This window comes from Methylobacterium sp. Leaf465, from assembly GCF_001424705.1.
Lineage (GTDB): Bacteria > Pseudomonadota > Alphaproteobacteria > Rhizobiales > Beijerinckiaceae > Methylobacterium.
On record NZ_LMRA01000009.1, the window covers coordinates 21,963 to 39,432 of the forward strand.

Here is a 17,470-nt window from a genome sequence, read left to right on the forward strand (position 1 = left end):
CAGCTGCCATGACAGAGCCCGTCCTCTCGGTCCGCAACCTGCGCGTCGCCTTCGCGGGCCGGCGCGGCACCCTCACGGCCATCGACGACGTCTCCTTCGACATCGCGCGGGGCGAGATCCTCGGCGTCGTCGGCGAGTCCGGAGCCGGCAAGTCTGTCACCGGCTCGGCCGTCATCGGTCTCATCGACCCGCCCGGCGGCATCGTCGGCGGTCAGGTCCTGCTCAAGGGGGAGCGCATCGACAACCTGCCGCCGGAGGCCCTGCGGCGCATCCGGGGCCGGCGCATCGGCATGATCTTCCAGGACCCGCTCACCAGCCTGAACCCGCTCTACCGGGTCGGCCGGCAGATCGTGGAGACCATCCGCACCCACACCGACCTGTCCGAGAAGGCGGCGCGGACGCGCGCCATCGACCTCCTGGCCGAGGTCGGCATCCCGGCCCCGGAGCGGCGGATCGACGGCTACCCGCACGAGTTCTCCGGCGGGATGCGCCAGCGCGTGGTGATCGCCCTGGCGCTCGCCGCCGAACCGGAGCTCATCATCGCCGACGAGCCGACCACGGCCCTCGACGTCTCGGTCCAGGCCCAGATCATCGCGCTCCTCAAGCGCCTCGGCAGCGAGCGGGGCACCGCCGTCATGCTGGTGACCCACGACATGGGCGTGATCGCGGAGGCGGCCGACCGGGTGGCGGTGATGTATTCCGGCCGGATCGCCGAGATCGGCCCCGTGCGCGACGTGGTGCAGAACCCGCTCCACCCCTACGCCAAGGGCCTGATGGGAGCGATTCCGACCCTGGCCCAGGAGACCGACCGCCTCGCCCAGATCCCCGGATCGATGCCGCGCCTGTCCGACATTCCGCCGGGCTGCGCCTTCAACCCCCGCTGTCCCTCCGTCTTCGGGCGCTGCCGCGTGGAGCGGCCGGACCCGATCCCGGTCGGCGCCCATCGGGTCGCCTGCCACCTCTACGACCGGTCGGAGGCCTCCGCCGCATGAACGCGCCCGTCATGCCCCCGCCCCGGACGGGCGCCCGCGCCCCGGAGGCCCCCTACGTCGCCATCGAGGGCCTGCGCCGCACCTTCGACGTGTCCCGTCCCTGGCTCGCCCGGGTCATCGAGCGCCAGCCCAGGCAGATCCTCCGCGCCGTCGACGGCGTCAGCTTCGAGATCCGGCGCGGCGAGACCTTCGCGCTCGTCGGCGAATCCGGCTCGGGCAAGTCGACGGTGGCCCGCATGGTGGTGGGCCTGCTGCCGCCGAGCGCCGGGGACGTCCGCATCACCGGCGTCTCGATGACCGATCCGCGCGAGGCCACCGCCCGTCGGCGCCTGCGCCGCCGCATCCAGATGATCTTCCAGGACCCCTACGCCTCGATGAATCCGCGCTGGCGGGTCCGAAAGATCGTCGCCGAGCCGATCCGGGCCTTCAACCTGCTGCAGGGCGAGGTCGCGATCGGGCGCCGCGTCGGGGACCTCCTCGGCCTCGTCGGCCTGCATCCCGACGACGGGGTGAAGTATCCGCACGAATTCTCCGGAGGCCAGCGCCAGCGCATCGCGATCGCGCGGGCGCTGGCCTCCGAGGCGGAGTTCCTGGTGGGCGACGAGCCGACCTCGGCCCTCGACGTCTCGGTCCAGGCCCAGATCCTCAACCTGATGCGCGACCTGCAGGACCGCCTCGGACTCACCTACCTGTTCATCAGCCACAACCTCGCCGTCGTGCGCCACATGGCGAACCGGATCGGCGTGATGTATCTGGGGCGCGTGGTCGAGATCGCAGACGGACGGGAACTCTTCCGTGCTCCGAAACATCCCTACACGCGCATGCTGCTCGACGCGGTACCGGATATCGGGCTCACCGGGCGCAAGCGCATCCCCGTCTCCGGCGAGATCCCGAACCCCATCGATCCCCCCTCGGGCTGCGCCTTCAACCCGCGCTGCCCCTTCGCGAACGAGCGCTGTCGCATCGAGGTCCCGGCCCTGGTCGAGGGTGTGGCCTGCCACGCCTTCCAGGAGCGGCGGCTGCCGGCCTGAGAGCCGGTGGTCCATGCGGGCGCGTTCCAGAGCCAGATCATGAGCACAGCCCCCTCCATCGCCGCCACCGAACCGGCCTCCGGCACGGCTTCGGACGACGATATCCTCGGCCTCGGCGCCGTCGACCTCGCGGCCGCGATCCGCGCCCGGCGCGTCTCCTGCGTCGAGGTCATGACCGCCTGTCTCGACCAGATCGACCGGGTGAACCCGACCGTCAACGCCATCGTGGCCCTGCGCGACCGGGCGGAGCTGATCGCCGCCGCCGGGGAGCGCGATGCCCAGGCCGCGCGCGGCGAATTTCTCGGGCCGCTGCACGGGTTTCCCCACGCGGTGAAGGACATCGACGCGGTGAAGGGCCTGCCCTTCACGCAAGGGTCGCCGATCTTCCGGGACCGGATCGCGGCGGCCGATTCGATCATGGTGAAGCGCCTGCGCAGGGCCGGCGCGATCTTCACCGGCCGGACCAACATGCCGGAATTCGGCCTCGGCTCGCAGACCTTCAACCCGGTCTACGGCGCCACCCGCAACGCCTACGATCCAACCAAGACCTCCGGGGGCTCCAGCGGGGGCGCGGCGGTGGCGGTGGCACTCCACATGCAGCCCGTCGCCGACGGCAGCGACCATGCCGGCTCCCTGCGCAATCCCCCCGCCTTCAACAATCTGTTCGGCCTGCGCACGGGCTACGGCCGCATCCCCATCGAGACCAAGGACGCCTTCACCCCCGGCCTCGGCGTCTCGGGCGGCATCGGGCGCTCGCCCGCCGACATCGGCCTGCTGCTCTCGGTCCAGGCCGGCTACGACGCGCGGGTGCCCTTCGCGAACACGCAGGACCCGGCGATCTTCGCCGAGGACCTGAAGCGGGACTTCACAAACGCCCGCATCGCGTGGTTCGACGATTTCGGCGGCTACCTGCCCTTCGAACCCGGCGTGCTCGACCTCGACCGCAGCGCGCTCGCCGCCTTCGAGTCCCTCGGCGCCAAGGTCGAATGGGATCGTCCGCGCTTCGACATGGCCAAGGTCTGGCGTGACTGGCTCACCCTGCGCGCCTGGATGACCGCCTCCAACCTGCGCCCCCTCTACGACGAGCCGGCCTATCGGGCGCTGCTCAAGCCGGAGGCGGTCTGGGAGGTCGAGCGCGGCCTGGCGCTCTCGGCCGATCAGGTCACCGCCGCGCAGGAGGGCCGCACCGCGTGGTACGAGGCCGTGCGGCGGTTCCAGGAGCGCTACGACTTCCTGCTGATGCCCTCGACCCAGGTGTTCCCGTTCGACGTCGAGGAGCGCTGGCCCAAGTCCGTCGGCGGCCGAACCATGGACACCTACCATCGCTGGATGGAGGCGACGATCCCCGTCACCATGAGCGGCCTGCCCGCCCTCAACGTGCCGGCCGGCTTCGACCCCGCCGGGCGCCCCTCCGGCATCCAGATCGTCGGCCCCAACAACGGCGAGCGCGCCTGCCTCCAGCTCGGTGCCGCCTACGATGCCGCGACCCGATGGGTGACCCGGCGCAGGCCCGCCCTGCTGAATCCCTCCTGATTTCCTTCGCGCTCCTCCTTCGAGACCCCCGATGACCGACACGCCCGCGCCGCATCACGGCCGCTACGCCTACAGCGCCCTGCCCGACAGGCCGGTCTACGACTGGCCCGGGGGCAAGCGCCTCGCGGTCTATCTCGCGCTCAACCTCGAGGGCTTCGATTTCGGCCGGGGCCTCGGCGCGGAACTGGCCCCCGGCGGTCCGCAGCCGGACGTGCTCAACTACGCCTGGCGCGACTGGGGCAACCGCGTCGGCGCCTGGCGGATCAAGGACACCCTCGACGCGCTGGAGATGCCCGCGAGCGTCCTCGTCAACAGCCGCCTCTACGCCGATTGTCCCGGCCTGATCGAAGCCTTCCGGGCGCGCGGCGACGAGATCGTCGGCCACGGACGCACCAACGCCGAGCGCCAGGGCGACCGGGAGGAGGCCGAGGAGCGCGCCCTCATTGCCGAGGCCACCGCTGTCCTGACCGCCCAGGAAGGCAAGCCGCCGAAGGGCTGGCTCGGGCCCTGGATCTCGCAGAGCCATCGGACGCCGGACCTCCTGGCGGAAGCGGGCTACAGCTATCTCCTCGACTGGTGCCACGACGACCAGCCCACCTGGTTTTCCACCCGCGACGGCGGCCGCATCCTGGCGGTGCCCTACCCCCAGGAGCTCAACGACATCCCCGCCATCGTCGCCCGCAAGGAAACCGGCCAGCAATTCGCCGACGCCCTCGTGGAGGCCTTCGACGAGATGCTGGAGCAGGCGCGCACCGCCCCCCTGGTCATGGGCATCGCGCTGCATCCCTACATCGTCGGCCAGCCGCATCGCCTCCGCCCCCTGCGCCGCGCCCTCGCCCATATCGCCGCCCGCCGCGATGAGATCTGGCTGACCACTGCCGGCGGCATCGCGGCCTTCGCGGCGGAGAGCGGTACCGCCCGGTAGCGGATCGGCGTCGGCCGACCGTTCAGACATCGATCAGACTGGACCGTTTAGACAGGCCGCTCGCGTCCCCGACGCCTGCCCCGAGTCCACTCATGCATGCCGACGCTTTCCTCGCCGCCGCCGAACGCCTGCCGGTCGCCGACCTCGACGCCCTGACCGGCGGCAAGGGCGTCGTCGTGGTGGCGCCTCACCCCGACGACGAGAGCCTCGGCTGCGGCGGCCTCATGGCCGAGGCCCGGGCGCGGGGTCGCGAGGTCCGCGTCGTCATCGTCAGTGACGGCTGTGGCTCGCACACGCACTCGACACTCTATCCGCCGGCAAAACTGCGTGACCTGCGCGAAACGGAGACGGTATACGCCGTTGGTATACTGGGCGTCCCGCCGGAGGCCGTGACCTTCCTCCGCCTGCCCGATGCCGGCGTCCCGAGCGCCGGCCCAACCGCCGAGACCGCCGCCGCCCGGATCGCCGCCATCGCCCATGAGGCCGATGCCGGAGCCGTCTGCGTCACCTGGGGCCACGATCCCCACTGCGACCACCAGGCCGCCGCCGCCATCGTCCGCCTCGCGCAGGCTCATCTCGGCCCGATCCGAATTTTCGCTTATCCCGTCTGGGGTTGGACCCTGCCCGAGGGTACCGAGGTCGGCCCCGCCCCGACCGGCCTGCGCCTCGACATCGGTACTCACCGCGTCGCGAAGACCGCCGCGATCGGCGCCCACCGCTCCCAAACCACCGACCTCATCTCCGACGACCCGACGGGCTTTCGCCTGGAGCCGGCCATGGTCGATCGCTTCACCGGCCCCTACGAGATCTTCGTCGCCATGGACGCGCCCACCCCGTGATCGCCGACACCACCCTTATCACCCTGAACAAGGGTCGCGACGCCCATCTCGCCCGCCTGCTCGAGGGCGTCGCGCGGGGTCCGCATCCGCAGGCCTGCGTCATCGTCGAAATGGGTCCCGAGCCCGCCCCCCTACCGGATTACGGCTTCCCGATCCGCCGCATCGTCCTCGACAGCCCCGGTCTGCCGCTGGCCCGCGCCCGAAATGCCGGACGTCGCGCGGCCGAGACCGGACGGCTGGTCTTCCTCGATGTGGACTGCATTCCCTCGGCCGATCTTGTACCGCGCCTCAGCGCCGATCTGGCGGAGGCCGAAGGCCTCATCTGCTGCGAAATCCGATACTTACCGGCCGGAGCCGTCACGGACGGCTGGACCGAAGCCGGGCTTCGGGCCGCAGGACATCCCCATCCCGTCCGCCGCTTTCCCGAACAGGGATTGGCGCGCAGTGACAACCCCGGATTGTTCTGGTCGCTCGCTTTCGGCGTCAGGGCCACCACCTTCGACCGCCTCGGCGGCTTCGACGAGGGCTTCGACGGGTACGGCGCGGAGGATACCGACCTCGCCTTCCGCGCCGATGCCCTCGGGATCCCGGTGCTGTTCAGCGCAGGCGGGCAAGCCTTTCACCAGCACCATGTCGCCTGTGATCCGCCGCTGCAGCACTTCGCCGACATCGTTCGGAACGCGCAGCGCTTTCGGGCGCGACACGGCATCTGGCCGATGGACGGATGGCTCGATGCCTTCGCCGAGCGCGGACTCATCGACACGCAGTGGCGCGACGACCTCGTCGTTCTGCGCCAACCCGGCGCCGACGAGATCGCCGCCACGCGGCTTCCCGCGGACCGTCCCTTCTGACGGGCTCGGCGCCTAACGGCGCCGAGCGTCGAGGCGATCCGCGAGGTCGCCGATGAAGGCACCGGTGCGGTCGATCACGCCCGGACGCGACAGGCCGCCGATCACCTGCGGATCGAGCCGTTCCGCGGCCGCGATGATCTCCGGCCACGCCGCAGGCTCGGGCCAGAACGCGCAATGCAGTGCCGCGCCCATCGCGGCGAGGGCGCGGGACTTCTCGATCTGCTCGTCGAAAGCGCGCGGTTCGGGAAGGCAGATGAAGCGCTTTCCCGCCGCCGAGACCGCCGAGACAACCCCGTCGCCGCCGCCGCCGACCACTAGGTCCGCTCGGGCGATGTAGGGGGCCGGATCGGCGACCCAACCGTGCAGGTGCAGGTTTGCCGGCATAGGCAGCCCCGCCCCGTCGACGGGGCCGAGAACGTGCCAATGCCGATCCGGTACGGCCGTCGCGGCCGCAGCGAGATCCGCGCGCCGACCGCCGGTCCCGCCGCGCCCATAGATGACGAGGATCGATCCATTCGCATCCGTCACTCGGTTCGATGCAGGCTCATCGGAGAGCAATCCGGCGTAGAACGTCTTGGCGCGAACCCATTCCGGCATCTCGGCCGAGTCGAGTTCCGGCGGGAAGAACGCGAGCAGACGCTCAGCGCTGCGGAAGGCCTCGAGATGCGGGGTATCCGTGCGCGTGCCGGCGAGCCGGACGACCAAGGTCGGCACGGACATCAGGCGTGCGAACAGCGCAATTTCCACGGACACGTCAACGACGACCAGCGCAGGATCTGCGGAGGCGATCCACGCTGCGAGCCGGCCCATTCGTGCGCGTACGTTGTCGGCACCGACGGGCGCGTAATGCAGGCCATGCGGCCGCTCGGCCGATCCGTCCCTCCCGTCGAACTCGCGGCCAACCCGATCGTCGGGCAGATCGAGGAGCGATCCCGTTGCGGTGGCGGTGTCGAGATCGGAAAACGTTCCGATCAGCGTCATTGGGCGATCGAGCGCCCGTGCGATCAGGCAGGCACGCTGCCAATGACCGGCGCCCTGGTGGTGAACGTAATAGCCGACAGGACGCCGGCTCATGCGACCTGTGCGGCACGAGCGGGTTGTGAGTCGACCAGCATCGCTTGAAGGCCCGCCAGGGCCTCATCGAGAGGAACCGGGACCGCTTCGGGGATGCCCTCCCCCAGGCGCGCCTCGATCCGCTCGACCAGTGCGATCCCGTTCGGGCAGGTCTCCCAGCCGATGGTGGCAAGATCGGCTTCGGTCATGCCGAGGGCGCGCAGGGCCGCGGCGGGTCCGGCGGGGTCCGTGAAGCATCGCGCCAGCCTATGGCGTCGCGCGATCAGAGCGCGCCAGTGAGCCGCCGAGGGAAGGCTATAGGTTTCAAGCCCCTGCACGACACGGGTTCGGCGGAGCATCTCGGTCGCCATTCCGCCCGTCACCCGGCCGGTTCTCCGATCGGAGACTGCGATCGATACCCCGGGGCAATGCCTGACGCGCCCGCCATGCCAGCGCACCCGCGCAACCAAGGCATTGTCTTCGCCGCAGGGGAGCATCGGCAACCCACCCACGTGACGATAGAGGTCGGCGCGCAGGGCAAGGCTGGCGGCGACATGATCGCCATGGCGGGGGGCCGGATCGTGGGCGGGCGGGTCGAAGACCTCCTCGAGGTGCCGCACAGCCACCCAGTATTCCTCGATCCGCGCATGGAGCGCGGCAAGACGGGGGTCAGCCGCCGGGGTCTCGCCGTGAAGCACGAGGCGTCCACCCACGACCTCGGCGTTTCGCAACGCTCGCTGATTTGCCATCACCCAGTCCGCGGGCGCAACCGCGTCCGCATCGGTACTAAGGAGGACGCCGTCGGTCACGCCTTCCTGCTCCAACCAAGCAGCGCCGGCATCGAGGGCACGACGCCGCGCGGTGCCGACATGGGCATGGGGTGACGCAATCGTCGCCTCGAGAATCCGTAGGGCGAGGTGCGGAATCTCGGCGTTTCGTTCCAATCCGTGCAACATCGCAACGGTGTCATCGGTGCAGTTGTTGGCGAGAACCACGACGCGCAGACACGCGCCATCCCCGGTGCCGTACTGCCGATCGAGAGACCGTATCAGACGCGGCAGCGCATTCGCCTCGTTCCGGGCAGGCACACAAACGACAGCGCGCCCGAGGGAAAGATCCTGCTCAGGCATTGCTGGCACGGGCAGTGATCGCAGTGCTGGTCACTCGCTGGAGCTCGAGTGCGTAGAGGGCCTCGTACTGATCGGTCATGGTGTCGGCATCGAACAATTGCTCCGCCCGACGGCGGCAATCGGCTCGGGAGAGAGTGATGGCCTGCGTCACAGCCCGACCGAGATCGGCGACATCGTCCGCCGCGGCCAGGACCCCGCAGAAGGCATCGAGGATGTCCGGGATCGCGCCACGCCGGAAGGCAGCCACGGGTGTCCCGCAGGCCAAGAATTCGGCGAGCACAAGCCCGAACGGCTCTTCCCACCGCGGCGTACAGAGAGCCACATGGGCTTTCGCGACCTGAGCCGCGAGCGCGTCGTGTCCGAGATGCCCGAGGTAGGTCACGTCGTCGCCCAAGCGTGGAGCAATTTCATTGTCCCAATAGGCTGGATTGGAGCGTGGTCCAGCAAACTTCAGGGGCAGGCCGGCGGCGCGTGCCGCGTCGATGGCCAGATGCGGCCCCTTCTCGGGAACGAGCCGACCCATCCAAATCGCGTGCGGCTCGCCCGCCGGCTTCGCTGCATAGGCAAAAGCCGTGAGATCGATGCCATTGCCGATGACTTGCGGATTGCCGATCAGGTCATGCCATTCTCGAGCGAGGGACGGAGAAACGGCCGCGAAAGTCATATCCCGCGCCCGTGCCCGCACGCCACGGACGAAAGGCTCGAAGGGCGGCGTATGCAGGGCTGTCACCATCGGAACGGAAAGTTCACCGGCGCGAAGCAGGGGGAGGAAGTGGAGGCTGTTGTTGTGGACGATATCGTACCCACCGGACACGACCGCATCCATGATCCTGGCATAGGCAGAATGTTCCGCGGCATCGATCCGCGCCTCCGAAACATCATCGAACGCGCATCCGGTGGAAGGGCAGATGGCAACCAGCCGGAAATCGCCCCGCGACCCTTCCGAAGCATAGAGCGTGACATCGTGGCCACGGGCCTGGAGTGCTGACGCAAGTAGATGCGTGTGCATCTCCAACCCTCCCGAGAACGGCTGTGCGATCGGGAATTTCAGATGCGCGATGATGGCGATCTTCACAGGATGCAGGACACGATGTTCGAGGAGCCGAAGCGTCGGATTGGCATCATCCACGCCCTAGGTTCCCGCACCACGGGGATGCGAGCTCGGGATACATGGCCATGACGAACCCCAACGTAGCGTGAACAACGGGGAGATTCGTATTTGGTGCACCACCACGTTACCGGACGGGCGGCAGCGGATTTAATGACCGGATTTCCGGGGACTGTGTCGCTTCCTGTGCGGCCCGTTCGGCCGCTTCTTATAAATAAAGGTGCCAATAGTGCGTCATCTGAGCCCAGGCGAGGAACACAGACCGTCGATGCGCGTGCAAGATCCTTCGATGTATCAATTAAATTCTGTCAGTTGGAATTGTGCGGGCATTCGTATATAACTACGAATAAAACGAAATCTTATAGGGATCTTTGAAGGTATCAAATCTTTAAGTTTCAATGTAAATACTTGGATTATATTTAAATAAAAAAGTTTAAATTTTTAAGTTCAGAGTTTTACTCAATTTAGCACGATTGAGATTTTCAATTAAATGTTTTGTAACACAACATAGAAATAAAAATTGATCACCTTTGAAACTGAGAAGATAGCTTAATGACGACTTGATGGAATAATGACGCCTGAAAAAACCCTGCGCGAAAGTATGCTTATCGAACCTAAGGTTGTTAAGCCTCCGCTCATGCCCTCCGCGCCGCTCGACTATCGAATTGATCTGTCCACGCATCGTTTCTCGTCAGCAATTTACGGCTTGAGAACACTTACGGATCATTATCGTACCGTGCTATTGCTGTTAAATCGTATCATATGACAATTTACAAGTGCGGAGCATTTCCGGCGCGGGTGTCACAGATTGCACTGACCCAAACAACATTGATATCGTGTTTAAAAAGCTGTCGAATACACGATCAGCAAAAAGAAGCCTCTCGAAGGCAAACTATATCACTAATATCCCATTCGCCATCGGGATACGCAATCAAGGTCGCTGGAGGAAGCCCGCACGTCATGGCGCAAGGAGCCATTTACCTGCTCACTGATCGTCCAGATCGGAGCGCGGCCTTGGAAAAACTCATCAGAACGATCGGACCTTGCGAGGTCATCGCTGCGGGCGACGATCATCCGTCGAACGTCCAGCCGCGCGCAATCGTATCCGATCTGACCTTGAGCCGACGCGAGTCGATGAGCCGTCTCCGTAGTTTTCTGCACCACGGCAAGGCGACCGATATACCGGTCATCTGTCTCCTTCGATCGACAACCGACACCGATCTGCGTCAGGCTCGCAACCTCGGCGCAACGATCTGCTTTCCCGCTTATACCGCGCCGCACCTCGTCGTGCAGGCACTTCAGGCGGAGATGAAGACAGCGGAGCCGGATCTCTGCATACAGCCTGTCCTTCAGAATGTGTCACGCGCCAAGGAAATTCTGAGCGGCCTTTTCGACGGCGTCCGTGGGGGCGGCCCAATCTCTCTGGCGCAGGTCGATGCCGGGCTGGATCCAATCCTCGCTGCAGTGAAGGAAGGCGGCCTAACACGTTGGCTGGAGACCGTCTGGACGCATGACGATGCCACGTACCAGCACTGTCTCCTCGTTGCCGGTGTTGCGGCTCAGTTCGTGTTGCATCTCGGCTTTCGCACCGAGGATCGCGAACATTTCGTGCGGGCCGCCCTTCTGCACGATGTCGGCAAGGCGCAAATCCCGCTGGAGATTCTGAACAAGCCCGGGCGCCTCGATGCCGACGAGATGGTTATCATGCGCCGTCATCCGGTGATCGGTTACGACATCCTACGCGAGAGCGGGTGTGACGCGGCTACCCTCGGCGCCGTCCGCCATCATCATGAGATGCTGGACGGATCCGGCTATCCGGATGGTCTTGTTGGATCGGAGATCAGCGACACCGTCCGATTGCTGACCATCTGCGACATTTACGCAGCTCTGACGGAAAGCCGCTCTTATAAGAAGCCGATGCCGCCGCGTGACGCACTGGCGATCCTCTCAGGGATGACCGGAAAACTCGAGACGAGTCTGGTGCAGCATTTTGGGAACGCGATGCTGGACCCGGGTTCCCAATCCTGAGAACGCAACGTCGGAACGAGCTGCAAGGCTCTTCCGACGTCGCCCGGCGAGCGGAGCGCTACTCGGCAGCGTCGAGGCGAGGACGTTCGATCGCCGAGCGTTCTCGCTTCACGAGTTCCGCGGTGAGGAACGCCACTTCCAAGGCCTGCTCGGCGTTCAGGCGTGGATCGCAGTAGGTGTGATAGCGATCGCGCAGGTCTTCAGCCGTCAACGCACGGGCACCGCCGGTACACTCGGTCACATCCTTGCCAGTCATCTCGAGGTGGATGCCGCCAGCGATGGTCCCTTCGGCACGGTGGACGCCGAAAAAGCCCTCGATTTCCTGCATCACCCGTTCGAATGGACGCGTCTTGAAACCTCCGGCCGAAATGGTGTTGCCATGCATCGGATCGCAGACCCACACCACCTTGCGGCCCTCGCGCGCGATAGCCCGGATTAGGCCGGGAAGGTGGTCTCCGACCTTATCTGCTCCGAAGCGACAGATCAGCGTCAGGCGCCCAGCCTCGTTGGCCGGGTTCAGCTGATCCACGAGTTGGAGCAAACCCTCGGCCGTCATCGACGGACCACACTTGAGGCCGATCGGATTCTTAATGCCGCGCGCATATTCAATGTGCGCGTGATCCGGCTGCCGGGTCCGGTCACCGATCCAGAGCATGTGGCCTGACGTGGCGTACCAGTCGCCGCTCGTCGAATCGACACGGGTAAGTGCCTCTTCGTAGCCCAGGAGCAAGGCTTCGTGGCTGGTGTAGAAATCCGTAGTGCGAACCTCTTGGTGCGTCTCCGGATTGATGCCGATGGCCCGCATGAAGTCGAGGGTCTCGGTCATCCGCTCAGCGCAATCGGCGTAGCGCGAGGATTGCGGAGAATCCTTCACGAAGCCGAGCATCCACCGGTGCGAGTTCTCCAAATTGGCATAGCCACCAGTCGCGAAGGCACGCAGCAGGTTGAGCGTTGCCGCCGATTGGCGATACGCTTCGAGCTGACGGCGCGGGTCGGGCACGCGGGCCTCCTCCGTGAAAGTCAGACCATTGACGATGTCGCCACGGTAGCTCGGCAGGGTCACGCCGTTCATCGTCTCAGTCGGTGAGGAACGAGGCTTCGCGAATTGACCGGCGATCCGCCCCACCTTCACCACGGGCGAGCCGCCCGCGAAGGTGAGTACGAGAGCCATCTGCAGGAATACCCGGAAGAAGTCGCGGATGTTATCGGCCGAATGCTCGTCGAAGCTCTCGGCGCAATCTCCCCCTTGGAGCAGGAACGCCTCGCCAGTCGAGACTCGAGCCAAGGCCGACTTAAGCTTCCGCGCCTCACCTGCAAACACCAGGGGGGGGAAGCTTGCGAGCTGTAACTCGACCGATTCCAGGGCGGTGGCATCCGGATAGGCAGGTACCTGTTGGATCGGCAGGTTTCGCCAGGTCTTCGGTGTCCAACGCTCGGCCATAATCGTCTCCGTTCCGCCTTTCGGTCGGCTCCGCGCGGCGGAGGGCCCCGCGGAGAAGCGCGGCTTATAAAGCGGTTCTTCGGCAGAGGCGAGAGATGCCGAGCCGTAGCTGCTATTCACCCAACGCGCGCGAGTCTGGATTAAAAAGAGCAATCGCCGATTTCGATTTAAATCACGTCCAATCAGTCTACACCCGAATCGCCGTCTTCGATGGCGATTCCGTGCTCGGACAGGATCCAGAAGATCGCTTCCAGGTCTTCCGCCGTGACATCCCGCGGCGGCAACGCAGCCTCCAAGTCGGCATAGGTCAGGCGACGCTGGCGCAGTGCCTCGGCCTTGGCCAGGAGCACATCGACCACTGCCCGCATGTCCTTCGGCAGTCCGTCATGACTCGGGCTCCGCTCATTCGAAACCGAATCCAACGCCTGAGCGAGCATCCGGTCGATGATGGTCTGGCGGCGGTCATGGGCGTCGTCGGAGCGGTCCATGCCGTCGATTATGGGTCTGTGGCGCCGGTCGTCGAGGGGACCAGCGGCGGAAAGTCAACTTCGCGTCAATCCGCGACAGCGATCGGCGCCCCTTTCCGAATCCGCACCGGGATCGCCTTGGCGGCCGGCGTTTTAGCCTGCTGGTCGTAGTGCCAGAGTGGAATGAGGGCGTTGAGCTCCGGGTAATAGCCACCGACGTTACCCTCCGGGATGCCGTACTTGATCACCCGCAGGCCGTTGACCTCGCGCAGGAACTCATCATCGGCGTCGGCCGAAAGATCCACCATCTCGCCGTCGGCGAGTCCGAAGCGCTCGATGTCTTTTTCGTTCATGAACAGCACCATCCGAGTGCCCTTCACACCACGGAAGCGGTCGTCATAGCCGTAGATCGTCGTGTTAAACTGATCGTTCGAGCGAAGGGTGATCAGGTCGAGCACGTCGCGGCGGTTGCTGCGCATGTCAGGGTCGGCCTCCAGGCCGCCCGGAACGGTGAAGTTGGCCTTGCCGGTTTCGGTCTCCCACTTGCGATCACGCGCCGCGACGGGCTTGTGGAGACCTCCGGGCTGAAACATCCGGCCGTTCAGGTCCTGGAAGACATCTGGATAGGTCGCTTCGATCGCATCCCGAACCCTGGCGTAGTCACCGACCCAACCGTCCCAATCAACCCTCGGGTTCGGCGGCAGCAATGCCTTCGCCATCTCAGCAACGATCCACGGCTCGGAGCGCACCTGATCGCTGACCGGCTTGGTTTGTCCGCGGGATCCGTGGAAGCAGGAGGTCGAATCCTCCATCGAGACCGCCTGTGGGCCGCTGGCCTGCTCGTCGACCTCGATCCGGCCGAGGCAGGGCAAGATGTAGGACACGGCACCATGAACTAGGTGCGAGCGATTCAGTTTGGTCGAGATTTGCACCGACAGGCGCAGCGCGCGCCAAGCTTTCTCCATCCGGACGGTATCGGGCACGGCGCGGATGAAGTTGCCGCCAAGACCGATGAAGGCCTTCACCTCACCGGCAATGATACCCTCGCAGGTCTCGACGGTGTTGCAACCCTTTTCCCGCGGCGGCTCGAAGTCGTAGAGTTCCTTGAGTTTGTCGAGGGGTGCCAGCTCCGGCTTCTCCGTGATGCCGACGGTGCGCTGACCCTGGACGTTGGAATGCCCACGGACCGGACAGAGCCCGGCCCCGGGGCGACCGACATTGCCGCGCAGAAGCATGAGATTCACGAGCATCTGTACGCCCTCGGTCCCACGGCGGTGCTGGGTCAGGCCCATGCCGTAGACCGCAACGACTGAACGGGCCCGCCCATAGACCGTCGCCGCCGCCTCCAGCGCCTCGCGGGTGAGCCCCGAGCGCGTCTCGATGTCCGCCCATGACTGCGAATCGCAGAATGCGACGAACTCCCGGAAGCCGTGGGTGTGCTCAGCGATGAAATCGACGTCGAGGATACGCGGGCGGCCGACCTCCATCGCCTCGCGGTCGGCGGCAATCAAGACCTTGCACATGCCGGTGATCGCCGCGAGGTCTCCGCCCGCCTTCACCTGATGGTACTGCGTCGAGATTTCGGTGGAGCTGCGCGTCAGCATCTCGGTCGGCGATTGCGGGTTCGTGAAGCGCTCCAGGCCGCGCTCCCGCAGCGGGTTGAATGTGACGATCGGAACGCGCCGCTTTCGTGCCTCTTGGAGAGGGTGGAGCATGCGAGGGGCATTCGAACCGACGTTCTGTCCGAAGAACAGGATCAGATCGGTCGATTCGAAATCTTCCAGGATCGTGGTCCCGACCGGCGATCCGATCGATGATTTGAGTCCGACCGAGGTCGGCTCATGGCACATATTCGAAGAGTCGGGCAGGTTGTTGGTGCCATGCATTCGCGCCATAAGCGCGTACATGTATGAGGTCTCTAGCGAAGCCCGGCCAGAGGTGTAGTAGACCGCGGCGTTCGGATCGAGGGCGCGCAGCTCGCGTCCGATCTCCGCGAAAGCCTCTTCCCACGACACCGTCACGTACCTGTCGCTGCCGGGGTCATAGCGGAGCGGATGGGTCAGGCGTCCCTGTTCCTCAAGGGCGTAGTCCGTCCAGCTCAGCAGTTCCTTCACGGTGTGGCGCTGGAAGAAGTCGGGTCCGATCCGCTTGGCGGTCTGCTCCCAGACCGTGGCCTTTGCCCCGTTCTCACAGTACTCAAAGGTGTTGGGCTTGGCCGGCTTCGACCAGGCACACGAGACGCACATGAAGCCGTCCGGCTTGTTCTGCTTCATCAGCAGCGCCGCGCCGGAGACTGGGATCTGTTCCCGCGTCAGGATCTCCGCGAGGGAGCCCGCAGAACCCCAGCCTCCCGCAGGCCCGTCATAAGGTTCGATCTTGGGTTCGGCCATCGGTTCGGTCATGCGCGTATCCCGACATCTTGGGTGTCAGGACAGCAATGATGCGTAGACCCGGCGTGTTCCGGACTGCGACGGCGAGACGTCGCAATCCAGTCCGACATCATCTTCAGCGCGGCAGGATGCTCGCGCCCATCAGGGCCTCGTCGATGGAACGCGCCGCCTGACGCCCCTCGCGGATGGCCCAGACCACAAGGGACTGACCGCGGCGCATATCGCCCGCTGTGTAGATCTTCTCGTTCGACGTCCGGTAGTCGAGCTCGTTCGCCGTCACGTTCCCACGCTTGTCCATGACGACGCCGGACTCTTCCAGCAGGCCCTTCCGGACCGAGCCGGCAAAGCCGATCGCCAGGAACACGAGGTCGGCGGGTAGCGTGAACTCACCGCCCGGGATCGGCTGACGCTTCTCATCAACGCGGGTGCAGACGACGCCGGTGAGCTTGCCCTTCTTGCCCTCCAACCGGAGCGTCGCGGCCTGGAACTCGCGCTCGGCGCCCTCGGCCTGGCTGGAAGAGGTCCGCATCTTGGTCGGCCAGTACGGCCAGACCGAGAGCTTGTCCTCGCGCTCCGGTGGGCGAGGCCGGATATCGAGCTGCGTCACCGACAAGGCGCCCTGACGGAACGAGGTGCCGACGCAATCCGAAGCGGTGTCGCCACCACCGATGACGACGACGTTCTTGGCGGTGGCGAGGATGGGAGCCTCGCCGTTCCCCGGCATCGGCTCGGCACCGACGCGGCGGTTGGACTGCACCAGGAATGGCATTGCGTAGTGGACGCCCTCCAAATCCTGGCCGGGCAACTGCGGATCACGCGGGTCCTCGGCACCAGCGGCGAACAGCACTGCGTCGAATTCAGCGGTGAGTTCGTCGAGCTGCTTGTTAATTCCAACATTGACGCCGTAATGGAAGTGAACGCCCTCACCCTCCATCTGCTTCACGCGCCGGTCGATGTGGCGCTTCTCCATCTTGAAGTCGGGGATGCCGTAGCGGAGCAGGCCACCGGCCTTGGGCTCGCGCTCGAAGACGTGGACCTCGTGCCCGACACGGGCGAGTTGCTGCGCAGCTGCGAGCCCTGCAGGGCCGGAGCCGATGATCGCGACTTTCTTTCCGGTATGATGATCGGCAGGCTCAGGCTTGACCCATCCGTTGTTCCAGGCGCGGTCCGCGATCGCCTGCTCGATGGTCTTTATCGCCACCGGCTGATTCTCGAGGTTCAGCGTGCACGCCTCCTCGCAGGGCGCTGGGCAGATCCTGCCGGTAAATTCTGGAAAGTTGTTGGTTGAATGGAGGTTGCGTGCCGCTTCTTCCCAGTCGGACTGGTAGACGAGCTCGTTCCAGTCCGGGATCTGATTATGAACCGGGCAACCCGTCGGCCCGTGGCAGAACGGGATGCCGCAATCCATGCAACGAGCCGCCTGCTTCTTGAGATCGTGCTCGTCGAGCGGCAGCGTGAACTCGCGGAAGTGGCGCACGCGATCGGCGGCGAGCTGATACTTCTGCTCCTGCCGGTCGAATTCGAGGAAACCCGTGACCTTGCCCATCGTCTGACCGTCTTTCGCGAGTCTGTCTGATCCGTCGCGCGGAAGGCGGCCTCGACGGCCTATTCCGCTTTCACCCGGCAGATCGGCCTCTCACCGCCCCGCCTCATGCGTCAGCCATCTCAAGGTGCTGACCCGT

Annotated in this window: 14 protein-coding genes; 7 read left to right on the plus strand and 7 right to left on the minus strand. The window is 65.6% G+C overall.

The window, feature by feature from the left end:
- Positions 1-8: 8 nt before the first annotated feature.
- The 6 genes from ASG51_RS07845 to ASG51_RS07870 all read left to right on the plus strand — a co-directional run bounded on the left by ASG51_RS07845 (position 9) and on the right by ASG51_RS07870 (position 6,171).
- Positions 9-992 carry an ABC transporter ATP-binding protein gene (locus tag ASG51_RS07845; RefSeq protein ID WP_056217362.1) on the plus strand — a complete coding sequence of 328 codons (984 nt, stop codon included), beginning with the start codon at positions 9-11 and terminating at the stop codon, positions 990-992.
- An 11-nt stretch (positions 993-1,003) separates the two neighbouring features.
- Entirely contained in the window at positions 1,004-2,023 is a 1,020-nt protein-coding gene (locus ASG51_RS07850; protein WP_056380111.1) for an oligopeptide/dipeptide ABC transporter ATP-binding protein, read from the plus strand.
- A 39-nt stretch (positions 2,024-2,062) separates the two neighbouring features.
- The gene (locus ASG51_RS07855; RefSeq protein ID WP_056269970.1) at positions 2,063-3,556 is read left to right on the plus strand and encodes an amidase; all 1,494 of its coding nucleotides are present in this window, start codon (positions 2,063-2,065) and stop codon (positions 3,554-3,556) included.
- Positions 3,557-3,587: 31 nt separating this feature from the next.
- Positions 3,588-4,481, plus strand: coding sequence for a polysaccharide deacetylase family protein (locus ASG51_RS07860; protein WP_056269517.1), 894 nt, complete (start codon positions 3,588-3,590; stop codon positions 4,479-4,481).
- A 92-nt stretch (positions 4,482-4,573) separates the two neighbouring features.
- Positions 4,574-5,320 carry a PIG-L deacetylase family protein gene (locus ASG51_RS07865; protein WP_056380061.1) on the plus strand — a complete coding sequence of 249 codons (747 nt, stop codon included), beginning with the start codon at positions 4,574-4,576 and terminating at the stop codon, positions 5,318-5,320.
- A complete protein-coding gene (locus tag ASG51_RS07870) occupies positions 5,320-6,171 on the plus strand; it encodes a galactosyltransferase-related protein (protein WP_056380113.1) in 852 nt (283 codons plus the stop codon). Before ASG51_RS07865 ends, ASG51_RS07870 begins: the two co-directional genes overlap by 1 nt.
- Positions 6,172-6,183: 12 nt before the next feature.
- Here the strand turns inward: ASG51_RS07870 and ASG51_RS07875 are convergent, their stop codons facing one another.
- The 3 genes from ASG51_RS07875 to ASG51_RS07885 are packed head-to-tail and all read right to left on the minus strand — an operon-like array spanning position 6,184 to position 9,429.
- Entirely contained in the window at positions 6,184-7,245 is a 1,062-nt protein-coding gene (locus ASG51_RS07875; RefSeq protein WP_056380063.1) for a glycosyl transferase, read from the minus strand.
- Positions 7,242-8,354, minus strand: coding sequence for a glycosyltransferase (locus ASG51_RS07880; RefSeq protein WP_056380065.1), 1,113 nt, complete (start codon positions 8,352-8,354; stop codon positions 7,242-7,244). The genes ASG51_RS07875 and ASG51_RS07880 overlap by 4 nt, the downstream gene beginning before the upstream one ends.
- The gene (locus ASG51_RS07885; RefSeq protein WP_056380067.1) at positions 8,347-9,429 is read right to left on the minus strand and encodes a glycosyltransferase family 4 protein; all 1,083 of its coding nucleotides are present in this window, start codon (positions 9,427-9,429) and stop codon (positions 8,347-8,349) included. Before ASG51_RS07885 ends, ASG51_RS07880 begins: the two co-directional genes overlap by 8 nt.
- Positions 9,430-10,422: 993 nt before the next feature.
- Here ASG51_RS07885 and ASG51_RS07890 point away from each other — a divergent pair.
- The gene (locus tag ASG51_RS07890) at positions 10,423-11,490 is read left to right on the plus strand and encodes an HD domain-containing phosphohydrolase (RefSeq protein ID WP_056380069.1); all 1,068 of its coding nucleotides are present in this window, start codon (positions 10,423-10,425) and stop codon (positions 11,488-11,490) included.
- Positions 11,491-11,548: 58 nt separating this feature from the next.
- On the opposite strand, the gene ASG51_RS07895 is transcribed toward ASG51_RS07890, so the two are convergent.
- The 4 genes from ASG51_RS07895 to ASG51_RS07910 all read right to left on the minus strand — a co-directional run bounded on the left by ASG51_RS07895 (position 11,549) and on the right by ASG51_RS07910 (position 17,334).
- On the minus strand, positions 11,549-12,931 hold the full coding sequence (locus tag ASG51_RS07895; RefSeq protein WP_056380071.1) for a 3-deoxy-7-phosphoheptulonate synthase class II: 1,383 nt from the start codon (positions 12,929-12,931) through the stop codon (positions 11,549-11,551).
- 182 nt (positions 12,932-13,113) lie between these two features.
- Positions 13,114-13,419 carry an RNA polymerase sigma factor region1.1 domain-containing protein gene (locus ASG51_RS07900; protein WP_056380073.1) on the minus strand — a complete coding sequence of 102 codons (306 nt, stop codon included), beginning with the start codon at positions 13,417-13,419 and terminating at the stop codon, positions 13,114-13,116.
- Between the two features lie 65 nt (positions 13,420-13,484).
- Entirely contained in the window at positions 13,485-15,788 is a 2,304-nt protein-coding gene (locus ASG51_RS07905) for an FdhF/YdeP family oxidoreductase (RefSeq protein ID WP_056380115.1), read from the minus strand.
- A 115-nt stretch (positions 15,789-15,903) separates the two neighbouring features.
- A complete protein-coding gene (locus tag ASG51_RS07910; RefSeq protein ID WP_056380075.1) occupies positions 15,904-17,334 on the minus strand; it encodes a glutamate synthase subunit beta in 1,431 nt (476 codons plus the stop codon).
- Positions 17,335-17,470 lie beyond the last annotated feature (136 nt).

Excerpts from the sequence above, each read along its gene's own strand:
- ASG51_RS07845 (WP_056217362.1), top strand. The coding sequence starts at position 9 with ATGACAGAGCCCGTCCTCTCGGTCCGCAACCTGCGCGTCGCCTTCGCG.
- ASG51_RS07850 (WP_056380111.1), top strand. The coding sequence starts at position 1,004 with ATGCCCCCGCCCCGGACGGGCGCCCGCGCCCCGGAGGCCCCCTACGTC.
- ASG51_RS07855 (WP_056269970.1), top strand. The coding sequence starts at position 2,063 with ATGAGCACAGCCCCCTCCATCGCCGCCACCGAACCGGCCTCCGGCACG.
- ASG51_RS07860 (WP_056269517.1), top strand. The coding sequence starts at position 3,588 with ATGACCGACACGCCCGCGCCGCATCACGGCCGCTACGCCTACAGCGCC.
- ASG51_RS07865 (WP_056380061.1), top strand. The coding sequence starts at position 4,574 with ATGCATGCCGACGCTTTCCTCGCCGCCGCCGAACGCCTGCCGGTCGCC.
- ASG51_RS07875 (WP_056380063.1), bottom strand. The coding sequence starts at position 7,245 with ATGAGCCGGCGTCCTGTCGGCTATTACGTTCACCACCAGGGCGCCGGT.
- ASG51_RS07880 (WP_056380065.1), bottom strand. The coding sequence starts at position 8,354 with ATGCCTGAGCAGGATCTTTCCCTCGGGCGCGCTGTCGTTTGTGTGCCT.
- ASG51_RS07890 (WP_056380069.1), top strand. The coding sequence starts at position 10,423 with ATGGCGCAAGGAGCCATTTACCTGCTCACTGATCGTCCAGATCGGAGC.
- ASG51_RS07895 (WP_056380071.1), bottom strand. The coding sequence starts at position 12,931 with ATGGCCGAGCGTTGGACACCGAAGACCTGGCGAAACCTGCCGATCCAA.
- ASG51_RS07900 (WP_056380073.1), bottom strand. The coding sequence starts at position 13,419 with ATGGACCGCTCCGACGACGCCCATGACCGCCGCCAGACCATCATCGAC.
- ASG51_RS07905 (WP_056380115.1), bottom strand. The coding sequence starts at position 15,788 with ATGGCCGAACCCAAGATCGAACCTTATGACGGGCCTGCGGGAGGCTGG.
- ASG51_RS07910 (WP_056380075.1), bottom strand. The coding sequence starts at position 17,334 with ATGGGCAAGGTCACGGGTTTCCTCGAATTCGACCGGCAGGAGCAGAAG.